The organism is Bradyrhizobium manausense, assembly GCF_001440035.1.
GTDB lineage: Bacteria > Pseudomonadota > Alphaproteobacteria > Rhizobiales > Xanthobacteraceae > Bradyrhizobium > Bradyrhizobium manausense.
Genome location: NZ_LJYG01000040.1, coordinates 1 through 13,124, shown reverse-complemented (window position 1 = coordinate 13,124; position 13,124 = coordinate 1). Strand labels below are relative to the sequence as shown.

The 13,124-nt window shown below is 64.1% G+C and carries 14 protein-coding genes; 9 read left to right on the top strand and 5 right to left on the bottom strand.

Annotated elements, in window-relative coordinates:
• Together AOQ71_RS47450 and AOQ71_RS08180 are read left to right on the top strand one after the other, a co-directional pair.
• The coding region (locus tag AOQ71_RS47450; protein WP_245316797.1) for an MFS transporter at nt 1-676 on the top strand (676 nt) is incomplete at its 5' end.
• A 90-nt stretch (nt 677-766) separates the two neighbouring features.
• Nucleotides 767-1,162, top strand: coding sequence for a hypothetical protein (locus tag AOQ71_RS08180; protein WP_057744261.1), 396 nt, complete (start codon nt 767-769; stop codon nt 1,160-1,162).
• A gap of 23 nt (nt 1,163-1,185) precedes the next feature.
• Here AOQ71_RS08180 and AOQ71_RS08175 read toward each other — a convergent pair whose 3' ends face one another.
• The gene (locus AOQ71_RS08175) at nt 1,186-2,490 is read right to left on the bottom strand and encodes an alpha/beta hydrolase (RefSeq protein ID WP_245316796.1); all 1,305 of its coding nucleotides are present in this window, start codon (nt 2,488-2,490) and stop codon (nt 1,186-1,188) included.
• A 371-nt stretch (nt 2,491-2,861) separates the two neighbouring features.
• On the opposite strand from AOQ71_RS08175, the gene AOQ71_RS08170 reads away from it, so the two are divergent.
• The gene (locus tag AOQ71_RS08170; RefSeq protein ID WP_057744255.1) at nt 2,862-4,226 is read left to right on the top strand and encodes an APC family permease; all 1,365 of its coding nucleotides are present in this window, start codon (nt 2,862-2,864) and stop codon (nt 4,224-4,226) included.
• Between the two features lie 14 nt (nt 4,227-4,240).
• The gene (locus AOQ71_RS08165) at nt 4,241-5,443 is read left to right on the top strand and encodes a hypothetical protein (RefSeq protein WP_057744362.1); all 1,203 of its coding nucleotides are present in this window, start codon (nt 4,241-4,243) and stop codon (nt 5,441-5,443) included.
• On the opposite strand, the gene AOQ71_RS08160 is transcribed toward AOQ71_RS08165, so the two are convergent.
• Together AOQ71_RS08160 and yidD are read right to left on the bottom strand one after the other, a co-directional pair.
• Nucleotides 5,444-5,656, bottom strand: a complete 213-nt coding sequence (locus tag AOQ71_RS08160) for a hypothetical protein (RefSeq protein WP_057744252.1) — start codon at nt 5,654-5,656, stop codon at nt 5,444-5,446.
• Between the two features lie 91 nt (nt 5,657-5,747).
• Nucleotides 5,748-6,086, bottom strand: a complete 339-nt coding sequence (gene yidD, locus AOQ71_RS08155) for a membrane protein insertion efficiency factor YidD (protein ID WP_057744249.1) — start codon at nt 6,084-6,086, stop codon at nt 5,748-5,750.
• A gap of 230 nt (nt 6,087-6,316) precedes the next feature.
• On the opposite strand from yidD, the gene AOQ71_RS08150 reads away from it, so the two are divergent.
• Nucleotides 6,317-7,213, top strand: coding sequence for a COG3904 family protein (locus AOQ71_RS08150; RefSeq protein WP_057744246.1), 897 nt, complete (start codon nt 6,317-6,319; stop codon nt 7,211-7,213).
• An 11-nt stretch (nt 7,214-7,224) separates the two neighbouring features.
• On the opposite strand, the gene AOQ71_RS08145 is transcribed toward AOQ71_RS08150, so the two are convergent.
• On the bottom strand, nt 7,225-7,680 hold the full coding sequence (locus AOQ71_RS08145; RefSeq protein WP_057744244.1) for an iron-sulfur cluster assembly scaffold protein: 456 nt from the start codon (nt 7,678-7,680) through the stop codon (nt 7,225-7,227).
• A gap of 241 nt (nt 7,681-7,921) precedes the next feature.
• On the opposite strand from AOQ71_RS08145, the gene folE reads away from it, so the two are divergent.
• The 4 genes from folE to AOQ71_RS08125 all read left to right on the top strand — a co-directional run bounded on the left by folE (nt 7,922) and on the right by AOQ71_RS08125 (nt 11,599).
• Nucleotides 7,922-8,614, top strand: a complete 693-nt coding sequence (folE, locus tag AOQ71_RS08140) for a GTP cyclohydrolase I FolE (RefSeq protein ID WP_057744242.1) — start codon at nt 7,922-7,924, stop codon at nt 8,612-8,614.
• Nucleotides 8,615-8,641: 27 nt separating this feature from the next.
• Nucleotides 8,642-9,064, top strand: a complete 423-nt coding sequence (gene hisI, locus AOQ71_RS08135; RefSeq protein WP_057744238.1) for a phosphoribosyl-AMP cyclohydrolase — start codon at nt 8,642-8,644, stop codon at nt 9,062-9,064.
• A gap of 195 nt (nt 9,065-9,259) precedes the next feature.
• Nucleotides 9,260-10,267: a transglycosylase gene (locus AOQ71_RS08130; protein ID WP_057744359.1), complete on the top strand. Its 1,008-nt coding sequence runs from the start codon at nt 9,260-9,262 to the stop codon at nt 10,265-10,267.
• A 156-nt stretch (nt 10,268-10,423) separates the two neighbouring features.
• Nucleotides 10,424-11,599 (top strand): DUF2336 domain-containing protein, encoded by a 1,176-nt coding sequence (locus AOQ71_RS08125; protein ID WP_057744235.1) that lies wholly within the window; start codon nt 10,424-10,426, stop codon nt 11,597-11,599.
• Between the two features lie 114 nt (nt 11,600-11,713).
• On the opposite strand, the gene AOQ71_RS08120 is transcribed toward AOQ71_RS08125, so the two are convergent.
• Nucleotides 11,714-13,045, bottom strand: a complete 1,332-nt coding sequence (locus AOQ71_RS08120) for an IS1182 family transposase (protein ID WP_057742559.1) — start codon at nt 13,043-13,045, stop codon at nt 11,714-11,716.
• Nucleotides 13,046-13,124 lie beyond the last annotated feature (79 nt).

Below are 13,124 nucleotides of genomic sequence, written 5' to 3'. Positions count from 1 at the left end.
CGGCACGATCGGCGCGCTCGGATGTGTGAGCTTCCTGATGCTGCTGGTGCGGCTGCCGGCCGGCCTGAAGGGTGCGCCGGTCGACCTGAGGACGTGGAGCGAGGTTGGCCGCAACAGGTCTATCCTGCTGCTGCTTTTGATCACGATGCTGCAAATGTCCGGGCAGTTCGCGGTGTTCACCTTCATGGGCCCGCTGCTCAAGAAGCTGACCGACGCAAGCCCGGACGCGATTGGCCTCGTGTTCGGCATCTACGGTGTGTGCGGCTTCCTCGGCGTCGTGGTGGCGAGCCGCATCGTCGATACCTGGGGCCCTTATCGGACGTCATTGCTGTTCACGTGCCTGTTGCTGGCGGGCATCTCGGGGTGGGCGATTGGCGCGGGCAGCCTGGTGTTGATGGCGACCGCGGTTGCGATCTGGGGGCTGGGCTTTGCCTCGACCAATTCGATGCAGCAGGTGCGCCTGGTCGCCGCCGCCCCGCCGCTCGCGCCCGCAACCGTCGCGCTCAATACGTCGGTCCTCTATATCGGCCAGGCCATCGGCTCCGCCGTCGGCGGGCTGTTGTTTGCCCGCGACCTGCTGCACAGCACAGGCTTCGTGGCGGTCGGTCTCGTCGTCCTGGCGCTGGTCCTGGTGGTCCTGAGCCGGCCCCGGCCGGCCGCTGTGGCCTCGGTCTGATGGCTGTGTTTGCCTTGCGCAAGGCGCTTGGCAAACGGCGCGGGAGGGCGCTAGAAGGCCAGAGGTGGGGACCAAAGAGAGTTGACTGAAATGAGGATGATTCTGGCGATTGCCGCGGTGCTCTATTCAGCCTCCGCACTTGCGCAAACCGACAAGCCACCGATGGTGGGGGACAAGCCGCTGGTGCAGGTCAAGCCCAAGGGGACCAAGGCTGGGACCAAGGAAGCGGCTGCCAAGCCGGCCGCTGCTGCGGCAGCGAAGGGCAAGCCGCAATCGGTCGCGGCGCGGCTCCAGGCCTGCCTCGACGTGGATGATGGCACAAAGGACCGGCTCAATTGCTACGACGCCATCATCCCGCCCGCGCCCAAGCCGAAGCCGCCCAAGGCCAAGGGCTACGCCGATTGCAAATTCTTCAAGGAAGAGGACGAGCGGCTGGCCTGCTTCAACGGCTTTGCCGAGAGCATTCCGAAGCTACCGAAGAGCTGAGCGCCCGGTCGCTCGTGTCCGGGCTAGCGGCTCGGTGCCGATGAGCTGGCAGCCGCAACGCGCGTCAGTGCCAGCGCCGGCGTTGCCGACATCTTCACCAGGACGTCCTTGAGCGGGTATTGCGTCCACGCGCGGTTGACGTAGTCGCGATGGGTGATGCCCTCTCCGGTTTCGACGAACACGACGCTGCCCGGACGCAAGGGGCCGTCCATGTCCTCGGAGACACCGATACCCTTTTGCTTGAGCACGCTCATCAGCTCGCGGTCGCGCCTTGCCGTGTAGTGGGTGTAGGAGCTGACGAAGAAGCCGGAGCGGTGGCTCTCGATCCAGGACGCGAACTTGTCCATTTCGCCATAGACCGCATCGAGCAGCACGACGCCGCGGACGCGATCGCTGATGCCGCCGACCTCGAGGCTCCACGCGGTCGGCAGGAAGCCGCCGCTATAGCCGACGATCACGATCGGCATGTTGGCGAAGGCGCGCGCGCTGTTGGGATCGCCGGTCAGCTGCGCGAGGTGGCTCGCCGATTCTTCCATGAAGCGTTTGAGGCCGCCGGGCTGCCAGAATTTTCCGGCGCTGGAATCGGCGGCATCGACGGCCATCTGCGGCGCCAGCAGCACGGCGTTGGCGCCGGAATCGGTGATTTGCTGCGGCACCAGCTGGCGGTCGCGCACGTCGCGCTCGAGCGTCGCGCCGTTGCCGTGGAAGAACACCACGATCACGCCAGGCTTGCGTACGTCGAAATGTTCGGGGACGTGCACCAGCACGCGGCTGTCGTTGTAGGTCTCGTCCTGCCAGAACACGCGGCCCGAATAGCTGCGATGGCCGCGACGGTCGCCCTTGGAGATGTTGAGGAAGGGCGCGTCGGAGGCGGGGTTGTTGCCGAAATAGGGGAAGGCCGAGGTCTTCATGCTGACGAGGGTCGTCAGATCCTGGCGCGGCGGACGCTGAAAGGGGACCTGCGGCGCGAGCGAGGCGACCTTGTAGGGCGCCTGCTCCGGCTGCTGCTGGACAGCGCGCTTGGGCGAGAAGTCCGACATCTGCCGCTGCAGGAAACTCTCGGTCGCCGAGGGAAAGCGCTCTTTGAACTGCGGGGCAGGGAAGCGATCCTCGAACGTGTCGCCGCTTGCGACGCGCTGATTGGCGGCCTGCGGGTTGGTCTTCGCAACGACCTGGACGTTGGCCTGCGAGCTTGCCGCAAGCGCTGTCGGATTGGGCGACTGACCGCATTGAACCAGCGTGAGCGACAGGGGCACCAAGCCTGAGGTCAGGGCGATCCGAAGCGCGCGACCGCGCGCCCCGGACCCCCAGGTCCGGTCAGCGCGCATGTCTGCCCTCAATTCAGGAACGGCCCCGACCATCCACCCATGACCCCAAGCATGACCCCATCCAAGTCACGAACCATCAGCAATCTTTAAGACCATTGAGCCGACTGGCGTTTAGGCGACGTTAAGCGTCCGGAGAAACTTCCCCACCTCCGGAATGACCGAAAATTGCCACGCAATCGTGTCGCGATTGTGGGAGAGACAGGCGCATCAGCGCGGCGGACTGCGGGTTTGTTGGGCCAAAGCGGGGAGAGAAGGTGGCTAGTTACCGATTTTGGCCGCCTCATTTAACCCTTGTTAACCCTGCTTGAATTGACTGAACCAATCTGCACGATGCCTCCAACGAGGCTCGACGCCTGAGGCTCAAGGACCAGATGACGGCATCAGATGCGGGAACTGCGCCCTGGAGCGGGCGACTGACCGGCGGCTCCGGCGTTTCCGTTCTGGTCGCAACCGCGATCGTGGTTGCGGACATGATCGGGGTGGGCGTCTTCACCAGCCTCGGCTTCCAGGTCAAGGATATCCCCTCGGGTTTCTCCATCCTCGCGCTATGGACGGTCGGCGGCATCGTCGCGCTGTGCGGCGTGTTTTCCTACAGCGAGCTGGGCGCGATGTTTCCGCGCTCGAGCGGCGAGTACAATTTCCTCGGTCGCGCCTATCACCCGGCCTTCGGTTTCCTTGCCGGCTGGGTCTCGGCGACGGTCGGCTTCGCAGCGCCCGTGGCGCTCGCGGCCATGGCGTTTGGCGAATACGCCAAGTCGGTGATGCCGGATCTTCCGCCGATCCCCCTTGCCATCGGCGTCGTCTGGCTGGTCTCGATCGTGCAACTGACCGGCGTGAGGCATTCGTCGACCTTTCAGTTGATCTCGACCATTCTCAAGGTCGTGCTGATCATCGCTTTCCTGATCGCCGGCTTCGTCATCGGTACGCCGCAGCCGATCTCCTTTGCTCCGCACGCTGGCGATCTCGCCCATATCGTGAGCGCGCCTTTCGCGATCGGGCTCGTCTTCGTGATGTACTCGTTCTCCGGCTGGAATGCCGCGACCTACATCATCGGCGAGATGAACACGCCGCAGCAGAGCCTTCCGCGCGCGCTGCTTGCGGGTACGCTGATCGTCCTGGTGCTGTATGTCGCGCTCAATGCGGTGTTCCTTTATGCGACGCCGATCAGCGCGCTGGCGGGCCAGCTCGATGTCGCAAGCGTCGCCGGCAGCGCTATCTTCGGCGCGCTTGGCGGCCGCATCGTCGGGGCAATGATCTGCGTCGGCCTGATCTCCTCGATCAGCGCGATGATGTGGATCGGCCCGCGCGTGATGATGACGATGGGGGAGGACATTCCCGCGCTGCGCGTGTTCTCGAAGCGATCGGTGAGAGGCGCGCCTGCCTACGCCATCCTGTTTCAGCTCGCGGTCGCCAACCTGCTGCTGTTCACGCGCAGCTTCGAGGCCGTGCTCGACTTCATCCAGTTCGCGCTCTTGTTCTGCTCGTTCTTCACGGTGGCCGGCGTCATCAAGCTGCGCATCACCGATCCTGATTTGCCGCGGCCTTACCGCGCCTGGGGATACCCGTTCACGCCGCTCATTTTCCTGCTCGTGACCGCGTTCATGATGTACTACCTCCTGACCGAGCGGCCCGTGCAGTCGCTATCGGGGATGCTCGTCATGCTCGCGGGCCTGTTGATTTATGCTGTTTTCCGCAGGCGGCCGGTCGCCGCAGCCAATTCACACAATCGCGAATAGACATGTTTCGACCCATGAGATTTGCGGCCGTCGCTCTTGCCCTGCTGGCCGCGACCATCTCCTCCGTGCGTGCGGCCGAGGTCACCTATGACGACACCGCGCGCTTCCTCGCGGGCATGCAGCCTTCGGCGGATTCGCCGCTGATGGCGCTGACCAGGGACCCATCCTGGCAGCATCACGCAAAATTCTTCGACGGCGCCTTCGCCCAGCTCGAGCAGCGGCAACTATCGAAGATCCGGAGCTGGGCCGACGTCAATCTCGCGGCGCCGCGGCCGACGATGTTCTATTTGTTCAGTGGGCCGGATTTCCTTTACGCCAACGCCTTCTATTCCAAGGCCAGCACCTATGTGCTGGGCGCGCTCGAACCTGTTGGCGCGGTGCCTGATTTGAGCAGGCTGTCGCGCGGCTCGGTCGACGCCGCGGTGTACAATGTCGAGCGCTCGCTCGGTTCGATCCTGAGCTTTTCCTTCTTCATCACCAAGCAGATGAAGGTCGACCTGCACACCAATCAGGTCAACGGCACCTTGCCGATCCTCTACGTTTTCCTGGCGCGCTCCGGCAAAACCATCCGCAACGTCGAGATGGTCGCGCTCGACGACAAGGGCGGAGTACACGTCGGCAATGACAATCCTGGGCCGAGCGCCACGCGCGGCGTCCGCATCACATTTGCCGGCAGCGACGGGGAAGCGCGCACGCTGTATTATTTCTCGACGGATCTCTCCAATCCTGGGGCACGCGCCGCAGGCTTCCTGAAATTCTGCGAGACACTCGGCCCGGGCAACAGCCTGATCAAGAGCGCGTCCTATCTGCTGCACTCCGGCAACTTCACCGTCGCGCGCGACTGGCTGCTTGCCAACAGCGCGACCATCATCCAGGACGATTCCGGCATTCCGCTCGCCAACTACAATCCGCGGCAATGGCGCTTTTTCCCGTTCGGCCACTATCTCGGTCCGATCAACGAATTCCCCGGCCGCTATCAGGAGCGTTACGCCGAATTGTTCACGCGCGCGCAGCCCATCGATTTCGGCGTCGGCTATCGCTGGCGCGTGCACGAGTCGAATTTGCTGCTGTCGGTGAAGGTCGCGGGGGGCGATGCGCTGCCTGCCGCGGAGACGTCCTCGTTCGCCGAGCCGCAGCCGAAGCCGCTGCGCCCGAAGCGGCCGCGTCCGCCCGAGCCGATTCCACCGCCGCCCGGACGCTTTTTCTGGTTTCGTTAGCTACCAGTGCACGCTCTGGCTGGGCACGATGAATGCCGTGGTGCTTGGCGGCGTTGCAAGAGATGTTGCCAGATACCACCCGGAGCCGATGACCAGCACGAGCAGCGCGACCATCGCGATCATGTCGATAGTGCGCGGATCGTGATCCCTGGGATTGAAGCTAAGGTGCAGACCAGGCCTGAAATGAAAATGACGGCTGATTTTCCAGCGCATTGTTGTTTCCTCCCGCGGGAGCATCACGACAACGCGAGGGGGAAGTTCCGGTTCCGCTCAGGGCAGCGATGCGTGAAGCACCGCAGCATGGTTACGAGGCGTTGACGCCGCGCCAGCGGCCGTAGCGCCACGGCAAATACCAGCGTGCGCTTTGCGGGGCAGCGAGAGGCACGTTGTCGATGCCTGATGTGCCGAAGGGATTGCAGCGCAACAGCCGGGCGATTGTCATCCAACCACCGGCCCAGAGTCCGAAGCGCTCGATGGCTTCGTCGCCGTATATGGAGCAGGTCGGCAGATGTCGGCAGTTATAGCCGACCAGCGGCGACAGCGTATGCCGGTAGAGCCAGATCAGCGCGCGACCGAATCTGCGCGGCAGCCGCAGGGCTTGGGCAACGGGTGCGGAACAATGCTCGCAGGCTGAGTGCTTCATGTGCGATGTGCCGACGTCCTGTGCGCACCAATGCTCGGTTCCAGCGCAGGGAACAGCGAGCTGTTGTACGCGCGCCATATTTTGCCTGCTTTCAGGGAGCAGTGCAGCAAGTACCTATGGACGATCTGTATTCCCCCGGATACCATTTTTGTGACGTCCATGTGTAGACTCGCGGGAACATCGATACGGGGCTTGCCTGAATCGCCTTGGGGCTTGGGGAAGGAACCAGTTTGAAAGTTCTGAAGTCATTCAATCTTCGTGGCTGGTTGCTGGTGGGAACCGCCGCTTGTGGCGTCGTGTTGGCGGGGGCCATCGCGACCCTTGGCTCGCCGGCCAGCGCTGGCGCCTCGCTCGAAGAGCGCAAGCTGCCGATGAAGTTTGGCTGGGTTGCCTGCGAGCCCAATTGCCGCGGCTGGGTCAGCGCGGTCGGCATTATCACCGCAGATACTCCGAAGGACTTTGACGATTTCGCCCGCGGCCGGCAGCTCGGCGGCGCTACAGTGGTGCTCGACTCCAGCGGCGGTTCTGTCAACGACGCGATCACGCTGGGCCGGCGCTTCCGCAATCTCGGTCTCCTGACCACCGTTGGGATCACGCAGCAGAACGGCGGCGGGAAGGGCGCCCGTCCGAGGATCGCCTCGGAGGCCTATTGCGAATCCATGTGCGTGTTCCTGCTGCTGGCCGGCAAGAAGCGCTACGTGCCTGATGCGGCCCATGTCCGCGTCCATCAGATCTGGATGGGCGATCGCGCCGACGACGCCAAGGCAGCAAGCTACAGCGCGCAGGATTTGATGATCGTGGAACGCGACATCGGCCGGCTCGCCAAATACACCTTCGACATGGGCGGGGCGGGGGATCTGCTGTCGCTCGCTCTGAACGTGCCGCCGTGGGAAGATCTGCATGAGCTCGATGCGTCTGAGCTGAAGCTGACCAATCTCGTCACGACCGATCTGGTGTCCGACGTCCTGCCGCATGTGGACGTTGCTGCGCCTGCAATGGCGGACCTTGCGCCAAAGACGCAGGCAAGGTTCGGCGAGGAACCGGAGCCTGCCAAGTCGACCAAGACGGCGGAAGCGCTGGTCCCGACTGGGGGCGTGGCGACGCCGGCCGCGGCGCCGCAGAAGTAAGAGCCTCAGTCTCAGGCTTGCACAGTGGCCGGGTGCTTCGCCTTGGCCTCGATTTGGCAGATCGCATCGACCACGGCATCGAAGGTGAGGAGCGTCGAGGCATGACGCGCCTTGTAGTCGCGGACCGGCTCGAGGAATTTAATCTCTTCCCATTTGCCTTCAGGAGGAGCGCCGTTCTCCTTGAGCATCTTGCGAACGGTTTCGCGTAACTCACGGAGTTCGCTCGCAGTCGAGCCGACCACGTGACTTGCCATGATGGATGAAGAGGCCTGTCCCAGCGCGCACGCCTTCACGTCATGCGCGAAGTCGGTGACGGTGTCGCCCTCCATCTTGAGGTCGATCTTCACGGTCGAGCCGCACAGCTTGGAATGGGCGGTCGCGGTGGCATCGGGGTCCGGCAACCGTCCGAGGCGCGGAATATTACCGGCCAGCTCGATAATCCGCTTATTGTAGATGTCGTTCAGCATGTGATGGAGTCCAACACTTACCTGCCGGATCGGCCTTGGCTGGCGCGGTCCAGGGTCCTATATAGGGGCGGAACTGGCGGAAAAACAGTCCGGCGGTGCGTCGGCGGTGATCCATATCCGCTCAGCCGGCGTTGTGCCGAGTGGCCTTTTTCGTCAAAACCGCTCTCTTCAGGCGTCCGGCGGCTTGTCCGCCCCGTCTGCCGGTGACACTCCGGCCGCAAGGCCGTCGAACGGAGTAGACATGGACGCAACGATCAAATCCATCCGCCCGAACAAGCCTTCCGACCGGCAGCCCGAGAGCCGGCCGGCCGAGCTTGACCCCGCTGAATTCCTCGCGGCCGCTGTCCGCGCCGACCAGCCGCGCCCCGCGCGTGCCGAGGCGGAAGCGGCGGTGAAGACGCTGCTCGCCTATATCGGCGAGAACACCGGGCGTGAGGGCCTGCTCGACACGCCGCGCCGCGTGGTCGAGGCTTTCGACGAGCTCTATCAGGGCTATCACCAGTGCCCGGCCGAGGTGCTCGATCGCACCTTCGGCGAGACCGCCGGCTATGACGACTTCGTGCTGGTGCGGGACATCGAGTTCACCTCGCAGTGCGAGCATCACATGATGCCGTTCTACGGCAAGGCGCACATCGCCTATACGCCGGTGGAGCGCGTCGTCGGACTGTCCAAGCTTGCCCGCCTGACCGACATTTTCGCCCGCCGGCTCCAGACCCAGGAACATCTGACGGCGCAGATCGCAGCCGCGATCGACGAGATCCTGAAACCGCGCGGCGTTGCCGTCCTGATCGAGGCCGAGCATACCTGCATGTCGGTGCGAGGCGTCGCCAAGCATGGCGCCTCGACCTTCACCAGCCGCTACACCGGCATGTTCCGCGACAATCCTGCGGAGCAGGCCCGGTTCCTGTCCATGGTGCGAGGCATGACGCGCTGACCTCGCGAACAACTGGCGAGATTTGTCGTGTCAGCTCACTCCCATGAAATCGAGGAAGGCCTGGCTTTCCTGCCCAAGTTCGATGCGAATGGCCTCGTGACCTGCGTGGCGACGGACATCGCCACCGGCGACGTCCTGATGGTCGCGCATATGAATGAGGAGGCGTTGCGCAAGACCATTGCCACCGGTGAAGCCTGGTACTTCAGCCGTTCGCGCAATGCCTTGTGGCGGAAAGGTGAGACCTCGGGTCAGACCCAGCGCGTGGTCGAGATCCGCACCGATTGCGACCAGGACGCGGTCTGGATTCGCGTCGAGCAGATCGGCGCGGCCTGTCACACCGGCCGAAGGTCCTGCTTCTATCGCAAGGTCGAGGCCGAAGGCGGGGGCGCAAAGCTGGTGTTCGTCGAGGCGGACAGGCTGTTCGATCCGAACGCGGTCTACAAGAAATAGCCTCCCGTCATTCCGGGGCGCACCGAAGGGGCGAACCCGGAATCTCGAGATTCCGGGTTCATCGCTGCGCGATGCCCCGGAATGACGGTGCCTCCGGAATTAACCCCGCATTAACCATACATGTCCCACGGTGGGACGATCGGGCGTCCGAATTGCCGGCGCCGCTCAAACGCCGCGCGGGGCGGGCGCTACATCATGTCGGTCGACAATTCCAGTGCCACGCAGATAGCCGCGAGCGACGGCTTGAAGCGCGTCGCTGGTGCGATCAAGCAGGGCTCGAACCAGACCGGCGTCAGCTTCGAATACATGCTGACCACCGCCAAGATGGAATCGGATTTCGATCCATCGGCTGGCGCCACCACGTCATCCGCCCACGGCCTCTATCAGTTCATCGATCAGACCTGGCTCGGCACGGTGAAGGAGGCGGGTCCCCAGCTCGGCTATGGCAACTATGCCGATGCCATTACCAAGACTTCGTCGGGCAGCTATACCGTCGACGATCCGTTCATGAAGCGCTCGATCATGAAGCTGCGTGACGATCCAGAGGCCGCATCCAGCATGGCGGCGGCGCTGACGCAGTCCAACAGCTTCAAGCTCACCGGTCTGCTCGGCCGCAGGCCATCCGACAGCGAGCTCTACATGGCGCATTTCATGGGTGTCGGCGGCGCCGCGAAACTGATCGCCAATGCCGAAGACAATCCACAAGCGGTCGGTGCGCGGCTGTTTCCCAATGCGGCATCCGCCAACCGCTCGATCTTTTACGCCAGGGACGGCCGCGCGCGCAGCGTCTCTGAAGTCTATTCGGTGCTGAATGCGCGCTACGCCAGCGCTTCGAACGCGAAATCGACGCGCAGCGCGATGGCGATGTATGGCGACACGCCCTCGACCACGCAGGTCGCCGCCGCCAATGGCGTGCAGCCGATGGTCAACAGCGCCGCCTATCTCCAGACCTTTCCGGAGGCGCGCGGCGTGACACCGGTGAGCGCAACATCGGCAGCCAGCGTCGCCGACAACACGCCGGTCACGCCGGCTTTCCGCTCGATTTATCAGCCCGGCGATGCGACGCAGCCGGTCTCGACGACGGTGCAGAAATTGTGGGGCAACAACGCCTCGCTCACGTCAGTCGCCTCGGCAACACCGGACGTGCGCCCCCCGCAACCGCTCGATCTCTTCAGCGATCGCAGCGGCGCATACTCCAGCTAGCGCGGCCGCGACCGCTCGGCGACTTTCAGCCCTTAATAAATCATCAATAAAACCAGCGAGTTATGGTGAACGCTTTGTTAAGCGTCGTGGTTTATTTTGTGTTGCAGGTGACATCCAGTCACCGCTTCGTTTTCCGTTGCGTAAGCCGGAAGCAACATGATTGTTCGGCAGTTCATCAATTGGATCAGGACCGCGCCCGCCGGTGAGCGGGCGGAGGCAACGCGGGCGTTGGCCCGGGCCTGGCTCATTTCAGATCTTTCCCATGACGACCGCGTCGCCGCTGAAGGCGCGCTTTTGATGCTGCTCGACGATCCTTCGCCGCTGGTGCGGCAGGCGATGGCCGAGGCTTTTGCGCGCAGCACGGACGCTCCGGCATCGATCGTGCGGGCATTGTCAGCGGACCAGCCGACCGTGGCGCTCCCCGTGCTCGAACATTCGCCGCTGCTGATCGATGCCGATCTCGTCGACATCGTCGCGACCGGCAATGACGAGGTGCAGTGCGCGGTCGCTCGCCGCATCAACCTGCCGGTCTCGGTCTGCGCCGCCATCGCCGAGGTCGGCTGCGCGGCTGCGGCCCTCGAGCTGATCGAAAATCCCCATGCCGAGCTCGCCCCGTTCTCCTGGACGCGCATCGTCGAGCGCCACGGCCATCTCGCCGCAATCCGCGAGGCGATGCTGGTGCTGGATGATATTCCGGCCGCAACGCGCGCCGCGCTGGTGGCAAAACTCTCCGATACGCTGGCCCAGTTCGTCGTCGCGCGCAACTGGCTGAGCGCCGATCGCGCCGAGCGCATGACGATCGAGGCCCGTGACCGCTCCACCATCAACATCGCGGCGCGCTCGCGCGGCGATGACATGCAGGGCCTGGTGAAGCACCTGCGCGTCACCGGCCAGCTCACCGCGGGCCTGATCCTGCGCGCGCTGCTGTCGAGCAATCTCGACCTGTTTGATGCAGCGCTGGCCGAGCTCGCCGACCTGCCGCTGGCGCGCGTCTCGGCTCTGCTGCACGATCGCGGCGGCAACAGCCTGCATGCGCTGCTCCGTCGTGCCGGGTTGCCGGAAGCAACCTTCGCTGCATTTCAGGTCGCGCTCGATGCCTGCCACGAGCAGGGCTATGTCGATACCGACGACACCGCGGCGCGCTTGCGCCGGCGCATGGTCGAGCGCGTGCTCACCCATTGCGAGAGCGACCGCGGCGCCACCGAGCCGCTGATGGTCCTGCTGCGCCGCTTCGCCACCGAATCAGCGCGCGAAGAGGCGAGGCTGTTCTGTGACGAGCTGGTCGCAGAGGACGCGATTGATCCGACGTATAGCGATTTGATCGCGGCGTAACGAGATGCCGTAGAGCCTGTGAGTCATTTCCGCATTCGATATTAAAGAGTGGGTAGCGCCCGCGCTGATGTCGGGGGCCGTCGATGTCGAACCGCCGGGGGATGGCTGTGCTGTCTATGCTTTTGCCAGTTGGTGTCCTTGCAGGATGTTGTTGGTGAGGGCGTACCAGAGCACGACGGCACGGACCTTCTCGATGCCGCGCACGGTCAATTGCCTGAGGTCCCAGTTCCGCCACCGGGCATGGATGCATTCGCAGATCGTGCGGGCTTTGTACTGTGCCTTGCCGGCTTCGCTGGCCATGCGGGCCCGCCAGGCCGCGACGCCAGGACCGTCGCTGCTCCGAGGTAAAAAGGGATCGACACCGCTCCTGGAGTTGGGCGGAGGACAGTAGACCTCGACGCCTTCACCGTGCGCCCATTCGATGTCCTCGCCGCTGCAGAACCCGCCATCGGCGAGGTAGCGACGCGGCAAGCGCTTCAGCCGAGTGCGCGTTCGCTCCAGCATCGGCCGCATCAAGCCGCGATCTGATCCGTTGTTGTCGATGTCGACCGTGACCACGATCAGTTCGCCGGCCGCGCTGGCCACCTGCACATTGTAGGCGGGGCGGAAGCCGGCATCTGCCATCTTCATCACCCTTGCCTGCGGGTCGGTGGTGGAGGCCCGGGGCTCCTTCGGCTTTTTGCCATTGCCGCCTTTTTCGTCGAGTTGCTTGCGCTTCCGCTTGATCTCGTCCAAAGCCCTCTGCGCAGCCTGCACCCGCTCACTGCGTTCGCGTGCCGCGCGCTCTCTGGCCGCCCTGATACGCCGGCTGCTGGCTTCCGGATCCGCATCGACCTCGCGCTTGAGCTCTTCCACCACAGCCTTCGCTTGGGCCATCTGCCGGCCGAGCGTTGCCTCCCGCCGGAACGAGCCGGCCCCCGCATTCGCCCGTATCCGCACCCCGTCCTGGGTCAGCTTCTCCAGATCAATCAGCCCTGCCTCATTCAGAGCCACCAGATGTTCGACCAGCAAACGGTCCAGCAGGTCCGCGCAGCCGACCCGGAAATCCGACAGTGTGTGATAGTTCAAAGACACGCCGCCGCAGAGCCAGCGGTAGACGTCGTGACTGTCGCAGAGCCGATCCAACGCCCGCGCGCTGCCAACGCCATCGCTCGTGGCGTACAGCCAAAGCGCCAGCAGCAGCCGGGGTGATGGCGCCGGATGGCCCGGCCTGTTTTCCCGTGCCTTAACCCGATCTTCCAGCTCGCTCAGGTCGAGCCCCTCGACATAAGCCCAGATCACCCGGGCCAGATGATCCTGCCCGATCAGGCTGTCGATATCGACCGCCCGCAATTCGACCTGATTGCGCACGGGCTCGCGCAGCCGAGGTGCACCCCGCGGCACCGCTTCGGTTCGTGGCGCCGACTGATCCGGCAATTCGCCAAAAAGTCCCTCGTCAGCCATCATCCTCTCCAGCAGATCAGTCTGCCTAGAGAATCACATTCGCCCGACACGCGGTACAAAAGATTCACAGTCTCGTAGGGTG

Bases quoted from the DNA above. Each gene is read 5' to 3' on its own strand.
- folE (WP_057744242.1), top strand. From the start codon at position 7,922: ATGGACGCAACGATCAAATCCATCCGCCCGAACAAGCCTTCCGACCGG.
- AOQ71_RS08120 (WP_057742559.1), bottom strand. From the start codon at position 13,045: ATGATGGCTGACGAGGGACTTTTTGGCGAATTGCCGGATCAGTCGGCG.
- AOQ71_RS08130 (WP_057744359.1), top strand. From the start codon at position 9,260: ATGTCGGTCGACAATTCCAGTGCCACGCAGATAGCCGCGAGCGACGGC.
- AOQ71_RS08165 (WP_057744362.1), top strand. From the start codon at position 4,241: ATGAGATTTGCGGCCGTCGCTCTTGCCCTGCTGGCCGCGACCATCTCC.
- AOQ71_RS08125 (WP_057744235.1), top strand. From the start codon at position 10,424: ATGATTGTTCGGCAGTTCATCAATTGGATCAGGACCGCGCCCGCCGGT.
- AOQ71_RS08175 (WP_245316796.1), bottom strand. From the start codon at position 2,490: ATGCGCGCTGACCGGACCTGGGGGTCCGGGGCGCGCGGTCGCGCGCTT.
- AOQ71_RS08145 (WP_057744244.1), bottom strand. From the start codon at position 7,680: ATGCTGAACGACATCTACAATAAGCGGATTATCGAGCTGGCCGGTAAT.
- AOQ71_RS08170 (WP_057744255.1), top strand. From the start codon at position 2,862: ATGACGGCATCAGATGCGGGAACTGCGCCCTGGAGCGGGCGACTGACC.
- AOQ71_RS08180 (WP_057744261.1), top strand. From the start codon at position 767: ATGAGGATGATTCTGGCGATTGCCGCGGTGCTCTATTCAGCCTCCGCA.
- yidD (WP_057744249.1), bottom strand. From the start codon at position 6,086: ATGAAGCACTCAGCCTGCGAGCATTGTTCCGCACCCGTTGCCCAAGCC.
- AOQ71_RS08160 (WP_057744252.1), bottom strand. From the start codon at position 5,656: ATGCGCTGGAAAATCAGCCGTCATTTTCATTTCAGGCCTGGTCTGCAC.